Origin of the sequence: Amycolatopsis sp. CB00013, assembly GCF_001905755.1 — a bacterium.
GTDB classification, from domain to species: Bacteria; Actinomycetota; Actinomycetes; order Mycobacteriales; family Pseudonocardiaceae; genus Amycolatopsis; species Amycolatopsis japonica.
Window position 1 is genome coordinate 750,266 of record NZ_LIWC01000002.1, and the last position, 20,261, is coordinate 770,526.

Genomic DNA, 20,261 nt, shown 5'->3' on the forward strand with positions numbered 1-20,261 from the left:
CAGCGGAAGGTCACTTTCCGGGCAGCACGATCTCCGCGTAGACGGCGTCGTGATCGCTGCCGGGCGTCTCCAGCACCTTGAAGTCCGCGATGGCCGTCCGTTTGTCCGCCAGCACGTGGTCGATCGCGACCGGCGGCGCGATCCCGTTCGTCCAGGTGCCCTCCAACGCCTTCCCCAGCTCGTCGGCCGCGTCCACGTATCCCCTGGTCAGCAACTCACGGAAGAGCGCGTGGTCCAGGCTCGCGTTGAAGTCGCCCGCCAGGATCCGGATGTCGTGCTCGGCGTCAGCGTACGGCAGGTCCTTGGCCTCGGCGACCCATTCATGCCGGTCCCACATCGGCGCCGACGGATGCACCGCGACGACCTCGACGCGGACACCGTCCCCGAGATCCACACCCGCGCTGGGCTGCTTGTAATCCGAGTCGCCGCTCAGTTTCAACGGCGTGAGCGGGTACTTCGACACGAGCCCGGAGCCGGACGCCCACTCGGCCGGATGCAGCACGTGGTACGGCAGGACCTGGAACAACCCGGCCCGGTCGAGCGCGGTGATCGCCTCGGGGGTCAGCTCGGTCAGGCTCAGGACGTCGACCTGGTGTTCCTTCACGTAGCCGACGATCCTGGCCGGATCCGCCCCGCCGCCGAGCATGTTCGACGCCAGCACGCGGACGTGCTTCCCGTCGAGCGCCCTCTGCTCGTTCGCGAAGGCGCGCGGCAGGACCATGGACGCGATCGTGCAGGTCAGCACCAGTGCGACGACCGCGGTCCACCAGCGGCGCAGCACCAGCGCGAGAACGCCGAGGACGAGCGTCGCGATCCCGGCGTACGGGGTCAGTGCGAGCGCGGCGATCGTGTACGTGTTGCCGTCGTAGCCGACCAGCCGCAGCCCGGTCAGCACCGCGAACGGCACGACCGCCGCGATGAGGAGCCCGCTGACCAGCTTCCGTCCGGCGCCGGGACGCGCCGCCGGACGAACCGGACGTTCTTCGATCACCATGCCGTCGAGTATGCCGATCGAGCGCGCCGGGGCAGCGGTCTCCACAACACCTTCACAACCTCCTCACACGGCGTCTACCAGCGCTTATCAGTTCCTGTCAGCCGCTGCCAGCGCGCTGTGCGCGGTCTGCCAGGCCAGGGGTGCACCTTTGTCCGCGGGGCGAGATCCACAGGAGGAAAGCGATGACTCACGCGATCAGGGCCGAGGGCCTGGTCAAACACTATGGGGAGACGAAGGCGCTCGACGGGGTCGATCTGGAGGTCCCGGCGGGCAAGGTGGTCGGGGTGCTGGGGCCGAACGGCGCGGGGAAGACGACCGCCGTCCGGATCCTGGCCACCTTGATCCGGCCGGACCGCGGCCACGCGAGCGTCTTCGGGTACGACGTCGTCAAGAACCCGATGGCGGTCCGGAGCATGATCGGGCTGACCGGGCAGTACGCGTCGGTCGACGAGGACCTTTCCGGTACGGAGAACCTCGTCCTGATCGGCAGGCTGCTGGAGTTCTCGAGGGCGGACGCGAAGAAGCGCGCGGCCGATCTGCTGGAACGGTTCGAGCTCACCGACGCCGCCGGCCGCGCGATCAAGACCTACTCGGGCGGGATGCGGCGGCGGCTCGACCTCGCCGCGAGCCTGGTCGGCCGTCCCAAGGTGCTGTACCTGGACGAGCCGACCACCGGGCTCGACCCGCACGCCCGCAACGAGGTCTGGGCCGTGGTCCGGACGCTGGTCGCCGACGGCACGACGGTGCTGCTCACCACGCAGTACCTGGAGGAGGCCGACCAGCTGGCCGACACGATCACCGTGTTCGACCACGGGCACGTCGTGGCGAACGGTCGGGCCGACGAGCTCAAGCGGCGGACCGGCGGCCAGACGCTGCAGGTGCGGCCGTCCGCGCTCGCCGACCTCGACGCCGTCGAGCGCATCCTGGCCGGGCTCACCGGGGTCCGGCCGAACCGGGACGACGACACCGGGCTGCTCACCGCACCCGTCGCCGATCCCGTCCTGCTGTCCACTTTGGTCCGCAAGCTGGACGAAGCGGGGATCACCGCGGACGAGCTGGCGCTGCGGCTGCCCAGCCTCGACGAGGTGTTCCTCGCGCTGACCGGCAAGAAGACCGACGAGTCCACAAAGGACGCTACTCCGGAAGGGAGCCTGGTATGACGACCATCGCCGCGCCCGCACCACCACGGCGCGTATCACTGTCGAGCAGCACGCGGCACGGGCTTTCCCTCGCCTGGCGCGGAGTGCTGAAGATCCGCAAGAACCCGGAGCAGCTGGCCGACGTCACGCTCGCGCCGATCATCTTCCTGGTCATGTTCGTCTACCTGTTCGGTGGCGCGATCATGGGCAGCACCGAGAGCTACCTCCAGATGATCGTGCCCGGCATCATGGTGTTCAACATCCTGCAGGCCAGCATGACCGTCGGCGTCCAGCTGAACACCGACGTCACCAAGGGCGTGTTCGACCGGTTCCGCGCGATGCCGATCGCGCGGTCCGCGCCGCTGATCGGCGCCGTGCTGGCCGATATCGTGCGGTACCTGGTGTGCCTGGTCGTGCTGATGGTGGTGGCGACGATCATGGGCTACCGGATCCAGACCGGGCCCGCCGAGTTCGCGCTGGCGATCCTGCTCGTCATCGCGTTCGCGCTGTCGTTCTGCTGGGCCTCGGTGTTCGTCGGGATGCTGGTGAAGAGCCCGGGCGCGGTGCAGGGCCTGATGTTCGTGGTGCTGATGCCGCTGACCTTCGGCAGCAACGTCTTCGTCCCGACCGGCACCATGCCCGGCTGGCTGAAGGCGTGGGCCGACATCAGCCCGGTGACCCAGATGTCCGACGTCCTGCGCGGGCTGATGAACGGCGGGCCGATCGCCGGTCCGCTCACCGGTTCGCTGATCTGGATGGCGGCCGCGCTCGCGGTCTTCTTCCCGCTCGCCACGTGGGCTTACCGGAAGCGCGTCTGACGGGGGTCAGGGGGAACGCGCATGAAGGGCTCCTCGCCACTGCCGGGCGAGGGGCCCTTCTTCACGCGCCCACTTCCTGGAGGACCCAGGACATCAGGGCGGGGCGGGAAAGCCCGGCATCCTGCGTGAGCAAGGCTTCGTAGCGCTCTTCGCCGAATCGCTCGCGAAGTTCGCCGATCAGGTCTCGGATGGCCGGCTCGCCGAGATCCAGCCTGCCGCGCAGCAGTTTCGCCGCGCCGAGCAGCCGGACGGCGGTCTCGGGGTCGCCCTGCCGGAACCGGATCAGGCCGCAGACCTCGACGATCCGCCCGAGATCGGCGATGTCGCCGCGGTCCGCGGTGGACTTCACGACGACCGCGGCACCGCGCTCGGCCGCGGCCAGATCCCCGGCGGCCAACCCGATCTCGGTGTCGATGTACCCGCCGAACTCCTCGCCGAACATGCCCGGCGCCGCGACCGAGGCCATCTTCTCCCGGAATCGGACGGCGACCTCGCGGGCCTCGTCCACGCGTCCGGCGCGGCAGAGCAGATCGGCCTTGCCCACCAGCACCATCACCGCGAGCTGGGCGTTGCCTTTTTCGGTCGCGTAGCGCTCGGCCTCGATCATCTCGCGCGTCGCCGTGTCCAGATCGCCCGCCCGCGCGTACTCCGTCGCGAGCCGCCAGCGCTGCTGGATCACGTCGTCCTGCGAACCCAGTTCGAGCGCGAGGGCGAGCCCTCGGCGGTACAGCGCGAGCGCGGCCTCGTGATCGCCGGACATCGAGATGTCGCTCGCCTTCATGCCCAGCGCCATCGCCGTGCCCCACCGGTCGCCCAGCGCCAGGAACCCTTCGTAGGCCCGGTCCCTGGCCTGTTCGGCGCCGTCGGGGTCACCGTCGTCGGTGAGGACGAAGCTGTGTGCCCACGATCCCGCCGCCCTCGACCACGGATCCTCGCTCGACAGTGCCCGTTCCACCTCGCGGTGCGCGAGCTTCTTGTCCAGCGAGAAGAAGGCCAGCATGGGCAGGCCGATGGCCAGCCCGGCGAACCGGTTGTACGCGCCGGTCCGCACGCATTCGTCGATGAGCGAGCGCACGGCTTCCGGGTCGCCGACGCCGGGCACCATCGTGGTGATCTCGCGCATCGCCCGGAACGCGGCCGCGAAGTCGTCGTCCAGGCGGTCGCCGAAGGTGAGCACTTCGGCGACGAAGGACTCCACCCGATCGCTGTCGCCCTTGATCAGCCAGTACCAGAACGTGCTGCCGAACAGGTGCATCGCCATCTCGACGTCGTCGGCGTCGATGGCCTGGCGGAGCGCGGTCACGATGTTGCCGTGCTCCTCGTCGTACCGGGAGATGGCGACGAGCTGATCCGCCGTCCGCAGCATCGGCTCCAGCCGCTCTGCGAGCTGGGCGTAGTAGCGGTGATAGGCCTTCCTCAGCCGTTCCCGCTCTTCGGCCTCGTCGAGGCGCTCCGCCGCGTACGCCCGGATGGTCTCCAGCATGCGGTAGCGCGGCTCGCCGTGCTCCCCGGCGATCGCGTCCACAATGGACTTCTCGACGAGCGAGCCGAGGACGTACAGGACGTCCTCGGCGGGCAGGTCTTCGTCGGCGCAGACGCTTTCGACCGCTTCGACCTCGGCACCGCCCCCGAACACCGAAAGCCGTCTGGCGAGCACGCGTTCGGCGTCGTCGAGCAGGTCCCAGCTCCACTCGACGACGGCACGCAGCGTGCGCTGCCTCGGCAGCGCCGTCCGGCTGCCGGAGGTCAGCAGGCGGAACCGGTCGTCGAGACGCCGCGAGATCTGCGCGACGGTCATCGACCGCAGCCGCGCCGCAGCCAGCTCCAGCGCCAGCGGCATCCCGTCCAGCCTGCGGCAGATCTGCGCGACGTCGTCCACTGTGGACTCGTCGAGCCGGAAGTCCGGGCGCACGGCCACCGCCCGGTCGACGAACAGCCGGATCGCGCCCGCCTCGGCCGCCTGGGAAACCGTCGGCGTGCCCTCCGGGACGGACAGCGGACCGAGCGGGCACAGCGTCTCGCCGTCGATGGCCAGCGCCTCCCGGCTCGTCGCGAGGACGCGCAAGGTCGGCACCCGCCGCAGCAGGGTGTTCGTCAGCTCCGCCGCCGCGTCGACCAGATGCTCGCAGTTGTCCAGCACCAGTACCGCTTCACCGGCGCCGAGCGTCTCCACGACCCTGGCCAGCGCGTCCGCCGGGCGGCGCATCGGATCGCCGGCGTGCGAAAGGCCGAGATCCCACAGCTCCAGCGCCGCGAAGACCGCGCCGGGCAGGTCACCGGGGTCGCGGACGCCGGCGAGCGGCACGAACCAGACGCGTCCGCGCGCGTGCGCCGGATGCCGCGTCGCGACCTCCGTGGCCAGCCGCGTCTTCCCCGCGCCGCCGGGCCCGACGAGCGTCACCAGCCGCGCACCGGCGAGGAGTTCGGCGATCAGCTTCAACTCGTCGTCACGGCCGACGAAACTGGTCAGCCGCACCGGCAGATGATCGGCGGGCGCGGGTGGCGGGCCGAGTTCACCGCGCAACGCCGCGAGATGGATCTCCTGGAGTTCGGCCGAGGGATCGACGCCGAGCTGATCGGCCAGCGCCGCCCGGACCTCCTCGTAGACCGCGAGGGCGTCGGACTGGCGATCGGCCGCGCACAGCGCCCGGATCCACAGCCCGGCGAGCCGTTCGCGCAGCGGATACCGCGCGGCGGCCTCCTTGAGATCCGCCAGCACCCGGTCTTGCCCGCCGAGCCGGATCTCCGCTTCGAAACGGTCTTCGGCGGCTTCGAGGCGCAGATCCTCCAGGCGGGTCGCCGGTGCCTGCGCGAAAGGAGCGTCGAGGACGTCGGACAGCGCTTGACCACGCCAGAGCCCGAGCGCCTCCGCGAGGATCGCGGCCGCACCGGCGTCCCGGCCAGCCGCGAGTTCCGCGCGCCCCTCCGCGGCCAGCCGCTCGAAGCGGCACACGTCGACGTCCTCGCGGGCGACGTCCAGCCGGTAACCGCCCGGGCCGGAGTCGAGGGCGACGTCTTCGGCGCGCAGGACCTTGCGCAGCCGCGAGACCAGGGACTGCAGCGCGTTCGCCGCGTCGGCGGGCGGCTCCGCGCCCCAAAGACCGTCGACGAGGGCCGTCGCCGGGACGGCGCGCCCGGGCTCCAGCGCGAGCCTGGCCAAGAGCATGCGGAGGCGGGCACCGCCGATGTCGACCGGGGTGCCGTCACCGGCCTCCGCTCCGACCGGGCCCAGCAGCGTCACACGCACGGACCCCAGCTTTCCAGAAGCCGCAAACGCATAGCCCGACCAGGCTGTGTCTCTCAGAGCGTGCTGTCGGACTTCCGGACCTCGATCAGGCGACGGAAGTGGGGATTATCCGGGCACCAGGGAGCTTTCCGGGCGGTAGGCCGACGTCACGGCGCTACGTTCGAGGCCAAGTCACAGCCGATCGACTGGGAGCGTGAATGAGGTACCGGAGTGCGGCCGTCATCGCCGCCGTTCTGGCCGCGAGTGTCCTCGGCGGCGGGACCGCCCTCGCCGACACCGGGAAACCCGGCGCCGACGGCGCGGGCGACAGCTACTACCCGCAGGACGGCAACGGCGGCTACGACGTCGGCGACTACAACCTGAAAATCGGCTACGAGCCCGCCACCAAGCAGCTCACCGGCCTGCAGACGATCACCGGACGGACCACCCAGGCGCTGAGCTCGTTCAACCTCGACCTGCACGGGCTGACCGTCGACTCGGTCAAGGTCAACGGGCGCAAGGCGGCCTTCACCCGCACCGGCGACCACGAACTCGTGATCACCCCGGCGCGTCCGCTGCGGAACCACGAGCGGTTCACCGCCGAAATCGCGTATCACGGTGTCCCGCAGCCGATCGAGGATCCGGCGCTGGGCGAGAACGGCTGGCAGTACGCGAAATCCGGCGGCGCGTTCGTCGCGGGCGAGCCGAAATCCGCGACCACCTGGTACCCGGTCAACGACACCCCGCGCGACAAGGCGACCTTCCACCTCGCCGTCACCGTGCCCTCGGAATGGGGCGTCATCTCGAACGGCCGCGAGCGCGGGCATTTCGCCGACGGGCCGAAGACCACCTACGTCTGGGCCGAAGAGACCCCGGCCGTGCCGTACATGACGACGGTCGCGATCGACAAATGGGAGTTCGAGCGGACGAAGCTGTCCGACGGCACCCCGGTCGTCAACGCCTACGCCCCCGGCACCCCCGCGTCGACCAAACAGGCCGAGGCGCGGCTGCCGGAGATCATCGACTTCCTGGCGTCGAAGTTCGGGCGCTACCCGGTGGACGCGGCGGGCGGCATCTTCCTCGCCGAGCCGATCGGGTTCTCGCTGGAGACGCTGAGCAGGCCGATCTACTCGGGCGCGGCGGGCAACATCCCGACGATCGTGCACGAGAACGCCCACCAGTGGTGGGGCGACTCGGTCGCCGTCGACAAGTGGAAGGACGTCTGCCTCAACGAATGCTTCGCGTCGTACGCGGAATGGCTGTGGTCCGAGGCGAAGTCGGGGCAGGACCTCAAGGCGCGCTACCTGAACGCCGTGCAGAAGGCGACGGACCGGTTCTGGGCAGGGAAGCTGTACGACATGGGGCCCGGCAACGAGTTCACGTACGTGTACTCGAAGGGCCCGGCGGCGTTGCACGCGTTGAAGAACTACATCGGCGCGGCGCCGTTCGACCGCATCCTCAAGACGTGGCCCGCCATCCACCGCGACGGCAACGCGAGCCTGCCGGAGTTCCAGAGGTTCGCCGAGCGCGTCGCGCACAAGAACCTTCAGGGCTTCTTCGACGCGTGGTTCTACGGCAACACCAAGCCGGCGCCCGAGTACCTCTACCCGGGGGACCTCAAGCCCGCCGCCTGAGGTGTGTCACACGTTAGGGTGAGGGCATGACGTCTGTGCTCCTCACCGGTTTCGAACCGTTCGGCGGTGAGCGGGTGAATCCGTCGTGGCAGGCGGTTTCCCTGCTCACCGGCCGTCGGAACGACACCGTGGCCGTCGAACTGCCGTGCGTCTTCTCGCGTTCGCTGGTCACCTTGCGCGACGCGATCGACGAGTACCGCCCGGATCTGGTGATCTGCGTCGGCCAGGCGGGCGGCCGCCCCGACGTCACCCCGGAGCGGGTCGCGATCAACCTGATCGACGCGCGCATCCCGGACAACGCGGGCTCGCAGCCCGTCGACGTCCCGGTGATCCCCGGCGGGCCCAACGCGTACTTCACCACCTTGCCGGTGAAGGCCTGTGTCACGGGGATCAAGGACGCGGGGCTGCCGGCGTCGGTCTCGCACACCGCCGGGACGTACGTGTGCAACCAGGTCTTCTACGGCCTGATGCACTTGCTGGACAACGACTTTCCCGGGGTACGCGGCGGTTTCGTGCACGTGCCGTACACCCCGGAGCAGGCAGCGCGGACCACCGCGCCGAGCCTGGCCGTGCACCGGGCCGCCGAGGCGCTGGAGATCATCGTGGACACCGCGCTTTCGGTGACCGAAGACCTTTCGACACCGGCGGGCACCCTGCACTGATCAAGGTTTGAGCTGTGCGGTGAAGAACTCGACCATCTCCGCGGTCGTCCGCGCGGTGCCGTCGCTGCGGGTCGAGACGAGCATCGCGCTCAACGGCGCGTCTTCGGTCCCGAAGAGCACGATGCCGCTTCGCGCGCCTACGCCCGCCACATAGCGCCCTCGGAGGCCGTCGGCCGCCCAGGTGCCCTCTGCGGGCTTTCCCTTGGTCATCCGCTGCCGGACGCCGTCCTCCAGGCCGGTCATCGCGACGCCCTGGTAGTAGTTGATCGCGTTCGATCCTTTGGCGTCCTTGAACACGCAGGTGACCGCCGACGACGCGCCCACCGTGGCGGCCGCGTCCGGCGCGTCCCGGCATTCGTCCCGCTGCGGGATGACGGCGGCGATCCGGCGGAGACAGTCCGTGAATCCCTGCGCGTCCTTCGCCCCGGGCTGATCGCAGCTCACCGGTTTCGCCGGGGCCGGTCCGGCGACCGGCTCGTCCTCGCCGCCGGTGAGCAGGACGATCGTCGTCACGATCGCCGCGAGGGCGAGCGCGACGACGCCGTAGGTGGTGGGCTTCTGCCAGTTCCGGCCGGGCGGTGGCTGCGGCGGTGTCCAGCGCGGCGGCTGCGGACGCCGCGCAGGCGGAGGCTGTTGCTGAACCGGCTGCTGGACGGGCTGTGGCCGCACCGGCGCGAAAGCGGGCACGGTCAGCTGGGAATCCTCGCCACCGGTGGGCACGTGATGCAGCCCGAACGCGACCGCCGTCTCCGGCTGGTCCTGCGTGGTCGGCGCGATCCGGAGCTGGTTCGCCAGCAGGCTCGCCAGCAACGGCATCCGGCTCGGCCCGCCGACGAGGTAGACGCCGCCGAGCCGGTCCGGGGTCAGCCCGGCGCGATGGATCGTGGTCGCCAGGAGTTCGCCGCTGCGCAGGAAACTCGGCCGGACGAGCGCTTCGAGCTCCATCCGTGTCACCCGCACGTCGCCGAAGGGCTCCGGCATCGGGATCTCGGTCTGCTGGTGGCGGGACAGGCTTTCCTTGGCGTCACGGACATCCTGCAGCAACGACCGGCGCGTCCGGCGGTCGCTGACCGACTGCGGGCGCAGGATCCGTTGCCAGTGCGCGGGATCGGAATGCGACACCTCGCGGCCGATGTGCACCAGCAGCGCCTGGTCGATGTCGAGACTGCCGAGATCGGGCAGCCCGTCCTCGGCGAGCACGGCGAACCCCTGCGCGCTCACGCCGACGACGGCGCAGTCGAAGGTGCCGGCCCCGAGGTCGTACACCGCGATCGGACCGGGCGGGCGCCTGCCGTTGTTGAGCGAGGCGTAATGCGCGGCGGCCGCGACCGGCTCGGGAATGAGCACCGTGGTGGGGAATCCGGCCTTGAGCGCGGCGTCGCGGAGGATCTGCTTGCGATCCGGGCCCCAGCCCGCGGGGTGCGAAATGCGCACCTGCGCGGGCATCCGCTGAAGGAGCAGCTCGGCCTCTTCGCCGACGCGGCGCAGGACAGCGGCGAACGCGTCGGCGATGGGAAGCGAGACCTCACCGAGCTGGAGGGCGCCTTCGTCGATGCGCCGCTTCGGATTCGCCTCGAACCGGCTCGGATCCAGCCGGGCCCGGCGTTCGGCGTCGCGGCCGACGAAGACCGTGCCGTCCTTGTCGGCGTAGATCGCGGACGACATCGTCACCGACCCGTCGATCTCGACGACCTGCGTCCTCCTGCCGTGGATCGAAAGCACCCCCACCGTGCTGGAGGTACCGAAATCGATCGCCAGAACGTCCACCTGACCCCCTCCCGGACCCGAAGGCATCGTCTCACGCGAAGATCGGGAGACCGGGGCGGGTTCAGACGGCGGTGGAAATGGTGACGTCGTGATCGTCGAAATCGGCGACCACGCGCATGCGGCCACCCAAGGCGCCGATGTACCTGCGGAGCGTGTCCAATTCCATCTGGCTCGGATCACCCTGCTCGAGCTGGCTGATCCGCGGCTGGCTGACGCCCATCCGCTTGGCGACCTCGGCCTGGCTCAGTCCGACGTCCTCACGCAGTCGCGACAGCCGGAAGCCGAGAACGTACGCCTGAGTGGCTTCCCGCGCCTCGGCCCGCGCGGCTTCGACGTCGCGGCCGGCGTCACGGTCCGCGGCGAGCTTTTCGGCCTTGACCTCTTTCCAGGACCGACCCATTTCAGCCTTCCTCCATCGCGTCGAGATGGTGCCGGTATCGCTCCTCCGCGATCGGGATGTTGATGTCGTACCACCGTTTCCAGTTTCCGGCCTTGTCACCGGCCACCAGGAGCACGGCCCTGCGCGCCGGATCGAAGACGAACAAGATCCTGATCTCGGTATGCCCGGCAGACGCCGGGCGTAACTCTTTCAAGTTGTGTCTTCGCGATCCGCTGATCCGGTCGACCAGCGGCCGCCCGAGCCGGGGACCTTCACGAGCCAGCATGTCGATCGCCTCTTCGACCCGGTCGGCCGTACGCGGTTCTTCCCGACACAGCGCCGCGAACCAGCGATCCACTTCCTCGTGAAGTTCGATCTCCCACTGCATCAGCCGACCATAATGTAGACCTTATATCGGTCGAGGCTCGAAGACCAGAGTTCCCACGAAGGTGCGCTTCCGCCTCGGGGCCTTCCGCAACCGCAAGGACCGCACGCGAGTTCCGCCTCCAATCACGTGAGTCCCGCGCCCAATCACGCGTGTCGTCCGCCCAATCACGCGTGTCGTCCATCCACACACGAATGGCGTCCGTGCGGAAAGACGGAACTCACGTGACGGAACGCGGAACTCGCGTGATCGGAGGCGGAACTCGCGTGATCGAACGGCGAACTCGCGTGATTGGAGGCGGGACACGCGTGATCAGACGGACGACACACCGCACCGAAACGCGGAAGTGCCCGCCGCGGCGAACCGCGACGGGCACTTCCGGAGCAGAGGCGTTACTCGCCCTCGGCTTCACCGTTCTCTTCGGTCGAGCCGGCACCGATGCTCACCGGCGGGGCGTCCGGGACCGACGAGGGGCGGGCTTCGCCACGGAAGACGAAGTGCGCCTTGTCGTCCTTCTCGCCCTCTTCGTCGTTCCAGCCTTCGACGTCGACCAGGATGATCTGCCCGGCCTGGACCTCGCCGAACAGGATCTTCTCCGACAGCTGGTCCTCGATCTCGCGCTGGATCGTGCGACGCAGCGGCCGCGCGCCCAGCACCGGGTCGAAGCCGCGCTTGGCGAGCAGCGACTTGGCCTTGGGCGTGAGCTCCAGCTCCATGTCCTTGGCCTTGAGCTGCGTCTCGACCCGGGCGATCATCAGATCGACCATCTCGATGATCTGTTCCTTGGTCAGCTGGTGGAAGACGATGATGTCGTCGATCCGGTTCAGGAACTCCGGCCGGAAATGCTTCTTCATCTCCTCGTTGACCTTTTGCTTCATCTTCTCGTACCGGTTGGTGCTGTCACCGCCGGACGAGAACCCGAGCGAAACGGACTTGGAGATGTCCGAGGTACCCAGGTTCGAGGTGAAGATGAGCACGGTGTTCTTGAAGTCGACCGTACGACCCTGACCGTCGGTGAGACGGCCGTCTTCGAGGACCTGCAGGAGCGTGTTGTAGATCTCCTGGTGGGCCTTCTCGATCTCGTCGAACAGCACCACCGAGAACGGCTTGCGCCGCACCTTCTCGGTCAGCTGGCCGCCCTCTTCGTAGCCGACGTAGCCCGGAGGGGCACCGAAGAGCCGCGAAGCGGTGTAGCGGTCGTGGAACTCGCCCATGTCGATCTGGATGAGCGCGTCGTCCTCGCCGAACAGGAACGCCGCGAGCGCCTTGGACAGCTCGGTCTTACCGACACCGGACGGGCCGGCGAAGATGAACGAACCGGACGGGCGCTTCGGGTCCTTCAGGCCGGCACGGGTGCGTCGGATCGCCTGGGAGACGGCCTTGACCGCGTCCTCCTGGCCGATGATCCGCTTGTGCAGCTCCTCCTCCATGCGGAGCAGACGCGTGGTCTCCTCCTCGGTGAGCTTGAACACCGGGATCCCGGTCCAGTTGGCGAGGACCTCGGCGATCTGCTCCTCGTCGACCTCGGCGACGACGTCGAGGTCGCCGTCCTTCCACTGCTTCTCCCGCTCGCCCTTCTGGCCGAGGAGGGTCTTCTCCTCGTCGCGGAGGCGGGCGGCGCGCTCGAAGTCCTGCGCGTCTATCGCGGACTCCTTGTCCCTGCGCACGTCGGCGATCTTCTCGTCGAACTCGCGCAGGTCCGGCGGCGCGGTCATGCGGCGGATGCGCATCCGGGCGCCGGCCTCGTCGATCAGGTCGATCGCCTTGTCCGGCAGGAAGCGGTCGTTGATGTAGCGGTCCGCGAGGGTGGCCGCCTGCACCAGCGCGCCGTCGGTGATCGAGACGCGGTGGTGCGCCTCGTACCGGTCACGCAGACCCTTCAGGATCTCGATCGTGTGCTCGAGCGACGGCTCGCCGACCTGGATCGGCTGGAAGCGGCGCTCCAGCGCGGCGTCCTTCTCGATGTACTTGCGGTACTCCTCGAGCGTGGTCGCGCCGATCGTCTGCAGCTCGCCACGGGCCAGCATCGGCTTCAGGATCGACGCGGCGTCGATCGCGCCCTCGGCGGCACCCGCGCCGACGAGCGTGTGCAGCTCGTCGATGAACAGGATGATGTCGCCGCGGGTCTTGATCTCCTTGAGCACCTTCTTCAGGCGCTCTTCGAAGTCACCGCGGTACCGGGAACCGGCGACCAGGGAGCCGAGGTCGAGGGTGTAGAGCTGCTTGTCCTTCAGCGTCTCCGGGACCTCGCCCTTGACGATGTTCTGCGCGAGCCCCTCGACGACGGCGGTCTTGCCGACGCCGGGCTCGCCGATGAGGACCGGGTTGTTCTTGGTGCGCCGCGACAGCACCTGCATGACCCGCTCGATCTCTTTGCCCCGGCCGATGACCGGGTCGAGCTTGCCTTCGCGGGCCTGCACGGTCAGGTTGCGGCCGAACTGGTCGAGCACCAGCGACGACGACGGGGTGCCTTCACCGCGTCCGGAGCCGGTCTCGGTCGACTCCTTGCCACCCTGGTAGCCCGACAGCAGCTGCAGGACCTGCTGACGCACCCGGTTGAGGTCCGCGCCGAGCTTGACGAGCACCTGTGCGGCGACGCCTTCACCCTCGCGGATCAGCCCGAGCAGGATGTGCTCGGTGCCGATGTAGTTGTGGCCGAGCTGCAGCGCTTCGCGCAGCGACAGCTCAAGCACCTTCTTGGCCCGCGGGGTGAAGGGGATGTGCCCGCTCGGGGCCTGCTGCCCCTGGCCGATGATCTCCTCGACCTGCTGGCGGACGCCCTCCAGCGCGATGCCCAGCGATTCCAGCGCCTTGGCGGCGACACCTTCACCCTCGTGGATCAGACCCAGGAGGATGTGCTCGGTGCCGATGTAGTTGTGGTTGAGCATCCTGGCCTCTTCTTGGGCCAGGACGACCACCCGCCTCGCGCGGTCGGTGAACCTCTCAAACATGTGCACTCCCTCGACTGCTGCGACGGCGGCCCGTTTCCATCGTGCTTTCACCGCGATGGATTCAGCACCGTGAGACCACTCTAGTAGCCATGCGGTCGCGCTGGCGTACCACTACGGCTGATTGCGGCCCGTTCGCGCCCAGGCCGTTCTCCGGCCGTGCGCTCTTTCATCTTCCGGTTGCCCTGCACCTTTACGTCAAGCCCAACGTGCGAACACGCGTCCGGATTCCGCCGGACGAGGGTTGTCCGCTGAGCGCGAACACGGGCTCCGCCCAGTGGATGGACACCCGTCCGGAGTAGTCACGGACGGTATGTAAGGTTAGGCGTACCTAATGACGGGAGGCCGGTGTGTCGCATCCCCGCACGCTCGTGTCGCCGGAGGACGGGCTCCGGGCCTCCTTGTCGAGGATGCCCGAAGACGCCCGGCTCCGCGCGGACGTGCCGGAGGACGAGCCGGGCTGGGTCCGCTGCGGGGACCTGCTCGGCGAACCGGCCCGGCTCGTGCGCTGGCGGGAGCGGCTCACCGGCTGGCTCGCCGAGACGTATCCGGAGGCGGCCTCGATCCCCGAGCGGACCCCGGCGAGCTGGATCCTTTCCTGGTACCTGCACGTCCCGGCCCTGGCCGGCGCGATGCTGCTCCATCACGAGCGCCGCGTCCCCTCGCTGGCGCCGTCCGCGCTGGCGTTCCGGATCGGCGCCGACCGGCCCCATCCCGATTCGGTGGCCGTCCTCGGCGACGGGTTCCACTGCCTGCCGACCGACCCTGGCTCGGCACATCCGAAGGCCATCGTGGCTCCGGACGAGCGGGCGCTGGCGACCGTCCTGCGAGGCCGCTACGTCGCGCACGCGAGCCGGTTCATCGACATCTACGGCCCGCTGACGAGGCTCGGGCGACGTCAGTTGTGGGCCGCCGCCACAGACGCGCTCGACAACGCGCTGTGGTCGGCGGGACGGCTGGGCGGGACCCCGGAGGCCGAGGGCGCCGGGGTCGCGGACGCCGCACTGGTACTCGAAGCGCGGTTCCCGCCGCTGACGTCCGCGTCGAAGCTGACGCTGACATCGGGAGCCGACGGACGCCGCGAGTGGACGAGAAACCGCGAAGGCTGCTGTTACAACTATCTGCTTCCCGCGGAATCGGAATGCGGCGGTTGTCCGCGGGTCCGTTAAGGGAGCCAGCCGGGGTTTCGCCCCGTCGCGCCCAAAGCGCGTTCGAACGTCGTCGCGCCTTTCGCGACGGGCACTTCTTCCCCGTACACCTTCATCGCCCGGGCCTGTTCGCCCATCGCCGCGGCGGACGCCAAGACGGCTTCGGCCACCTCGGGTGCGACGTCGAGCGAGCGGCCGGTCGCCTTCGCCAGGTCCCAGCCGTGGAAGACGAACTCGCCGAGCACCATGTCGCCGACGAACGAGGACGGCATTTCCGCCGTGCCGAGCGCCGTCGTGCCCTGCCACGCTTCGGGTGTCCCGAAGACGTCCACGAGCCGCGCGGTCTGCTTCTCGATGGCATTGAGCCATTCGCCGTCGACGAGGCCCGCTTCGGCCTCACCGACGGACATCTCGGGAGGCGCGGTCTTGCTCCCGGCGGCCTCGAGCCAGGGACCCCAGTAGAGAAGGTGGTTCAGCAACGCACGGACGTCGTACTCGGCGCACGGCGTGCGGGCGGAGAGGTCGGATTCGCCGATCCCGCGCAGGATTCCGGTGAACTCCGCGGCGGCGGGGGCGATCAGGGTGGCGTATTCGGACATGAGGCCATGAGTTCACGGACAACGGCGCGCTGTCTTGAAGAAACGCGACACGGCTAGGTTGATCCGGTGAGCGGGCACCGGATCCCGGCGGGGATCGTCAACGCGCGGGCGGCGAAGTTCAGCCTCGTCCGGCATCCGCCCTCGCCGGAACTGCGCCCGTACGTCGACCACCACTGGGTGCTGCGGTGGGATCTGCGCGGCAGACCGGGCGAGGAACAGGCGGTTTTGCCCAATCTCGCGGTGAACGTCACGTTCTTCCGCCTCGCGGCCGGCGCGTTCGGGCCGGGGAAACGGCCTTTCCGCTACCTCGTCGAGGGCACGGACCACGGTATCGGCGTGCGATTCCGTCCTGGGGCATTCCGGGCATTCCTCGGCGGTCCGGTCTCGATGATCTCCGGCGGTTCCGTTCCGCTCACCGATCTCTTCCCCGGCGCCGGAGGAGTGACGGAATCGGTACGGAATGCGACGGACGACTTCGAAATGGTCCGTGCCGCGGAGGAACTGCTCCTCGCGAAACGCCCCGTGCTCACCGCCGCGGCCGTGACGGCCATCGAAGCGGTGGAAACAATCGCGGCCGAGCCGTCCATTACCCGGGTCGCCGAGCTGTCAAGCCGGACGGGCATGTCTCAACGAAGCCTGCAACGCCTGTTCGCCGAACATGTCGGCACCGCCCCCAAATGGGCGATTCAGGTATACCGATTGAACGAAGCGGCGGCACGGATCGCGGCCGAGGAACGGCCGGACTACGCGGAACTGGCGTTCACGCTGGGCTATAGCGACCAAGCGCACTTCACCCGGGATTTCCGCTCCGTGACCGGATGGGCGCCCACCGAGTACGCCCGCTTGAACCGTGTACAAGAACAAGAAAGCCGCCGGGAAAGGTTTCCCGGCGGCCGTCTGGTCTGAAAGACCTCAGTTCTTCTTGTGGTAGGCCTCCACGACCTCGGACGGGATACGTCCACGGTCGGAAACCTGGAAGCCGTTCTTGCGGGCCCAGGCGCGAATGGCCTGGTTCTGCTCGCGGTCCACGGTCGCGGGACGGGCGGCGGCCTTCACGCCGGCGACCGGACGAATGGCGGTGCGCTTACGGCCACCCGCGCGACGGGCGTGCTCCACATACTGGGCCAGCGCGTCACGAAGCTCTTCCGCGTTTTCCGCGGAAAGGTCGATCTGGTAGCTCACACCGTCCAAACCGAACTCGACGGTCTCTTCCGCCTCAGTGCCGTCGAGGTCGTCGACGAGCGAGACGAGCACCTTCTGTGCCATCTGTTTCCTCCTGCTGGGGGCTTACACGAATGATCTGGTACGGGGCATGCCCCGGACAGAAGACTTTGTCTAGCGACATTAATACCCGCTACCGACTCATAACGCAAATCTTGTTTACGAGAACGATCGAGGTATCTCTCACGCGGACGGGTTATTCGGGTCGGACGAGCGGGAACAGGATGGTCTCCCGGATACCAAGGCCGGTCAGCGCCATCAGCAACCGGTCGATCCCCATTCCGACACCACCGCTCGGCGGCATTCCGTACTCCAGCGCGCGGAGGAAATCCTCATCCAGGTTCATGGCCTCACTATCACCCTGCGCACCCAGCCGAGCCTGTTCCACCAGACGCTGACGCTCTACCACGGGATCGACCAGCTCGGAGTATCCGGTGGCCAGTTCGAATCCGCGCACGTACAGATCCCACTTCTCGGCGACCCCCGGCTTGCTGCGATGTTGCCTGGTCAGCGGGGATGTCTCGACCGGAAAATCACGGACAAAAGTGGGTTCGTGGAGATGATCGCCGACGAGATGTTCCCAAAGTTCTTCGACGAGTTTGCCGTGGCCTAACTTCGGGTCGAGCTCCAGCTCTCGCGCTTCGGCATAGGAACGCAGCTTGTCCGCGGACGTCTCGGGAGTGACCTCTTCCGACAACGCCTCGGACAACGACTCGTACATTCCGAGCGTGGTCCACTCGCCGGACAGGTCGTACTCCGAACCGTCGGCGAGAGTGACCACCTGAGTGCCGAGAACGTTCTGCGCCGCCTCCTGGATGAGCTGCCGCGTCATCACCGCGTTGGAGTCATAGGTCGCATACGCTTCGTAGTACTCGAGCATGGCGAACTCCGGCGAGTGCGAGGAGTCGCTGCCCTCGTTCCGGAAGTTGCGGTTGATCTCGAAGACCTTCTCGATACCGCCGACCACGCAACGCTTGAGGTACAGCTCCGGCGCGATCCTCAGGTACAGATCGAGGTCGAAGGCATTCGAATGCGTGACGAATGGCCGCGCCGCGGCACCGCCGTGCAGCGTTTGCAGCATCGGGGTCTCGACCTCGAGGAATCCCCGGCCGTGAAACGAGTCACGCAGGGAACGCAGCACACCGGCGCGGGTACGGACCACGTCCCGCGCCTTGGGACGCACGATCAGATCGACATAACGCTGCCGGATCCGCGTTTCCTCCGCCAGGTCTTTGTGCGCCACGGGCAACGGGCGCAATGCTTTCGACGTGATGCGCCAGGAGTCGGCCATCACGGAAAGCTCACCGCGCTTGGAGGTGATGACCTCACCGGAGACGAATACGTGATCACCGAGATCGACATCGGACTTCCACGCCGCGAGCGCGTCCTCGCCCACCTTCGCGAGGCTGAGCATCGCCTGCAACTCGGTGCCGTCGCCTTCACGAAGACTCGCGAAACACAGTTTGCCGGTATTGCGCATGTACATGACCCGGCCGGTGATACCGACGATGTCGCCGGTGGCGGTGTCGACAGGAAGACCGGAATGCTTCGCGCGCACTTCGGCCAGCGAGTGCGTCCGGGGCACCTCGACCGGATACGGATCGATACCCTCCGCGATTATCCGGTCGCGCTTGTCCCGGCGCACCCGCATCTGTTCCGGCAGGTCTTCGTCGGGGCTCACGCCCTCGGATGCGGGGATTTCAGTCATGGCGCACAGCGTACGAACCCGCCGGTTCCCTACGCCAACCGGATTACCTTTTCCGGGTCCGGACCGGCCGGTTTTCTCTCCATTAACCTTGAGCGCGTGAACTCATCCACTCCCGGCATCGAACCCGAACTGCACGCACGCCGCGCCGCCTCGTTCGGCGCGAAGGCCGCCGACTATGCCGCGCATCGGCCGGACTATCCGGAAAAGGCACTGGCCTGGGGGCTGGCCGGCGCGGCGGGAACCCCGGAACGGGTCCTGGACCTGGCGGCCGGGACCGGCAAGGTCAGCGAAGGACTGCTGGCGCTGGGCGTCGAGGTCACCGCCGTCGAGCCGGACGAGAAGATGCTCGCCGAGCTCACCAGGACACTCCCCGCCGTGACCCCGCTCATCGGGACCGCCGAGGAGATCCCGCTGCCGGACGGATCCGTGGACGCCGTCGTGGTGGGCCAGGCCGTCCACTGGTTCGATCTCGACCGGGCCTATCCGGAGATGGCCAGGGTGCTGAGGCCGGGCGGAGTCGTTGCGGCGCTGTGGAACCACGACGACGAGTCGGCGGGCTGGCTGGCGGAGTTGAACGCGCTGATCAAGACCTCGATGAGCAGGCGCTGGCTGAGCGACTACGAATCGTTGCCGGAACACGAGGCCCTCGGGCCGTTCGAGAAGAAGACGTTCGGTCACAAACAACCCAGGACGGCGGAAACCCTGGTGGCCACTCTCGCGACCCATTCGCACATGCTGGTGGCCACGGCGGAGGAACGCGAAGCCAAACTTCGCACGGCGCGGGAATTCCTCGACCGGAATCCGGAAACCGCGTCCGGGGAATTCGATCTCCCGATCACCACCACCGTCTTCCGGGCGCGTAAGCGATGACCGACTGGAAGGCGGCGTTCACGACCACGTTCGGCGCCCCCGCGTCGGCGGTGTCCGCGCGGATCTGGGCCGAGGTCTACGGCGACGAGTACCCCGCCGAGCTGGACACCTACAGCTTCGTGACCCGGACCGACCTGCGCCGCATCGCGGCCGAAGCGCATCTGGAGCCGGGCGGGCGGCTCGCCGACATCGGCTGCGGGCGCGGCGGTCCCGGGCTTTGGGTCGCCGCCCGCACGTACGCGACGCTCACCGGCATCGACATCGCGGCGACGGCACTGGCGTCAGCACGACGCCGGGCGGAGGCGATGGACGTCGAGGCGACCGATTTCCGGATCGGCGACTTCCAGGACACCGGGCTGGAGGACGCGTCGTTCGACGCGGTGATAAGCGTCGACGCGCTGCTGTTCGCGCCCGACAAGCGGCGCGCCTGCGAAGAGTTCGCACGGATCCTCGCGCCGGGCGGGCGGCTGCTCGTCACGACCTGGGACTTCGACGGGCAGCCGGTGAACCGGCCGCCCCAGGTCGCCGACCACCGGCCGCTGCTGGAGGCCGCCGGCTTCGACGTCCTCGCCTACGAGGAGACACCGGACTGGCGGGCGCGGCAGCGGCGGACCATGGAGCTTTCGCTCGAACGGCTGGAGGAGCTGGCGGCGGAATCGGGCGACGATCCTTCGCGGCTCCGGGCGAGCCTCGAACAGACGCTGCGGAACCAGGACCTGATGACGCGGCGGGTGCTGATGATCGCCTCCCGGCGCGTTTAGTC

At 68.5% G+C, this 20,261-nt stretch carries 17 protein-coding genes; 8 read left to right on the top strand and 9 right to left on the bottom strand.

The window, feature by feature from the left end; genetic code table 11:
- Positions 1 to 10: 10 nt before the first annotated feature.
- Complete coding sequence (locus tag AMK34_RS13575; protein WP_073845572.1) at positions 11 to 1,039, bottom strand: endonuclease/exonuclease/phosphatase family protein; 1,029 nt, start codon at positions 1,037 to 1,039, stop codon at positions 11 to 13.
- Between the two features lie 137 nt (positions 1,040 to 1,176).
- Between AMK34_RS13575 and AMK34_RS13580 the strand changes: the two genes are divergently transcribed.
- Together AMK34_RS13580 and AMK34_RS13585 are read left to right on the top strand one after the other, a co-directional pair.
- Complete coding sequence (locus AMK34_RS13580; protein WP_038520829.1) at positions 1,177 to 2,154, top strand: daunorubicin resistance protein DrrA family ABC transporter ATP-binding protein; 978 nt, start codon at positions 1,177 to 1,179, stop codon at positions 2,152 to 2,154.
- A complete protein-coding gene (locus tag AMK34_RS13585; protein ID WP_073845574.1) occupies positions 2,151 to 2,951 on the top strand; it encodes an ABC transporter permease in 801 nt (266 codons plus the stop codon). The genes AMK34_RS13580 and AMK34_RS13585 overlap by 4 nt, the downstream gene beginning before the upstream one ends.
- 61 nt (positions 2,952 to 3,012) lie before the next feature.
- On the opposite strand, the gene AMK34_RS13590 is transcribed toward AMK34_RS13585, so the two are convergent.
- Positions 3,013 to 6,198, bottom strand: a complete 3,186-nt coding sequence (locus tag AMK34_RS13590) for a BTAD domain-containing putative transcriptional regulator (protein WP_073845576.1) — start codon at positions 6,196 to 6,198, stop codon at positions 3,013 to 3,015.
- A 197-nt stretch (positions 6,199 to 6,395) separates the two neighbouring features.
- Between AMK34_RS13590 and AMK34_RS13595 the strand changes: the two genes are divergently transcribed.
- Entirely contained in the window at positions 6,396 to 7,811 is a 1,416-nt protein-coding gene (locus AMK34_RS13595; protein ID WP_073845578.1) for a M1 family metallopeptidase, read from the top strand.
- Between the two features lie 26 nt (positions 7,812 to 7,837).
- Positions 7,838 to 8,473: a pyroglutamyl-peptidase I gene (pcp, locus tag AMK34_RS13600; protein WP_073845581.1), complete on the top strand. Its 636-nt coding sequence runs from the start codon at positions 7,838 to 7,840 to the stop codon at positions 8,471 to 8,473.
- Here the strand turns inward: pcp and AMK34_RS13605 are convergent, their stop codons facing one another.
- From AMK34_RS13605 to AMK34_RS13620, 4 genes are all read right to left on the bottom strand, one after another.
- Positions 8,474 to 10,240, bottom strand: a complete 1,767-nt coding sequence (locus AMK34_RS13605) for an Hsp70 family protein (protein ID WP_073845583.1) — start codon at positions 10,238 to 10,240, stop codon at positions 8,474 to 8,476.
- A 61-nt stretch (positions 10,241 to 10,301) separates the two neighbouring features.
- Positions 10,302 to 10,640: an XRE family transcriptional regulator gene (locus tag AMK34_RS13610; protein ID WP_037335250.1), complete on the bottom strand. Its 339-nt coding sequence runs from the start codon at positions 10,638 to 10,640 to the stop codon at positions 10,302 to 10,304.
- A 1-nt stretch (position 10,641) separates the two neighbouring features.
- Entirely contained in the window at positions 10,642 to 11,007 is a 366-nt protein-coding gene (locus tag AMK34_RS13615) for a type II toxin-antitoxin system RelE/ParE family toxin (protein ID WP_073845585.1), read from the bottom strand.
- Between the two features lie 389 nt (positions 11,008 to 11,396).
- The gene (locus tag AMK34_RS13620; protein ID WP_038520844.1) at positions 11,397 to 13,955 is read right to left on the bottom strand and encodes an ATP-dependent Clp protease ATP-binding subunit; all 2,559 of its coding nucleotides are present in this window, start codon (positions 13,953 to 13,955) and stop codon (positions 11,397 to 11,399) included.
- A gap of 347 nt (positions 13,956 to 14,302) precedes the next feature.
- Between AMK34_RS13620 and AMK34_RS13625 the strand changes: the two genes are divergently transcribed.
- Positions 14,303 to 15,121 (top strand): iron-sulfur protein, encoded by an 819-nt coding sequence (locus tag AMK34_RS13625; RefSeq protein ID WP_073845587.1) that lies wholly within the window; start codon positions 14,303 to 14,305, stop codon positions 15,119 to 15,121.
- On the opposite strand, the gene AMK34_RS13630 is transcribed toward AMK34_RS13625, so the two are convergent.
- The gene (locus AMK34_RS13630) at positions 15,118 to 15,699 is read right to left on the bottom strand and encodes a TIGR03086 family metal-binding protein (RefSeq protein ID WP_073845589.1); all 582 of its coding nucleotides are present in this window, start codon (positions 15,697 to 15,699) and stop codon (positions 15,118 to 15,120) included. The two genes, AMK34_RS13625 and AMK34_RS13630, sit on opposite strands and share 4 nt — an antisense overlap.
- Positions 15,700 to 15,765: 66 nt before the next feature.
- Here AMK34_RS13630 and AMK34_RS13635 point away from each other — a divergent pair, with 66 nt between their 5' ends.
- Positions 15,766 to 16,605, top strand: coding sequence for a helix-turn-helix domain-containing protein (locus AMK34_RS13635; RefSeq protein WP_073845591.1), 840 nt, complete (start codon positions 15,766 to 15,768; stop codon positions 16,603 to 16,605).
- A gap of 6 nt (positions 16,606 to 16,611) precedes the next feature.
- On the opposite strand, the gene AMK34_RS13640 is transcribed toward AMK34_RS13635, so the two are convergent.
- Together AMK34_RS13640 and lysS are read right to left on the bottom strand one after the other, a co-directional pair.
- A complete protein-coding gene (locus tag AMK34_RS13640) occupies positions 16,612 to 16,965 on the bottom strand; it encodes a histone-like nucleoid-structuring protein Lsr2 (protein ID WP_005165380.1) in 354 nt (117 codons plus the stop codon).
- 151 nt (positions 16,966 to 17,116) lie between these two features.
- Positions 17,117 to 18,628 carry a lysine--tRNA ligase gene (gene lysS, locus AMK34_RS13645; RefSeq protein WP_038520856.1) on the bottom strand — a complete coding sequence of 504 codons (1,512 nt, stop codon included), beginning with the start codon at positions 18,626 to 18,628 and terminating at the stop codon, positions 17,117 to 17,119.
- 96 nt (positions 18,629 to 18,724) lie between these two features.
- Here lysS and AMK34_RS13650 point away from each other — a divergent pair, with 96 nt between their 5' ends.
- Both AMK34_RS13650 and AMK34_RS13655 read left to right on the top strand, forming a co-directional pair.
- A complete protein-coding gene (locus tag AMK34_RS13650; RefSeq protein WP_073845593.1) occupies positions 18,725 to 19,498 on the top strand; it encodes a class I SAM-dependent methyltransferase in 774 nt (257 codons plus the stop codon).
- A complete protein-coding gene (locus AMK34_RS13655; RefSeq protein ID WP_073845595.1) occupies positions 19,495 to 20,259 on the top strand; it encodes a class I SAM-dependent methyltransferase in 765 nt (254 codons plus the stop codon). Before AMK34_RS13650 ends, AMK34_RS13655 begins: the two co-directional genes overlap by 4 nt.
- The last annotated feature ends 2 nt before the right edge of the window (positions 20,260 to 20,261 follow it).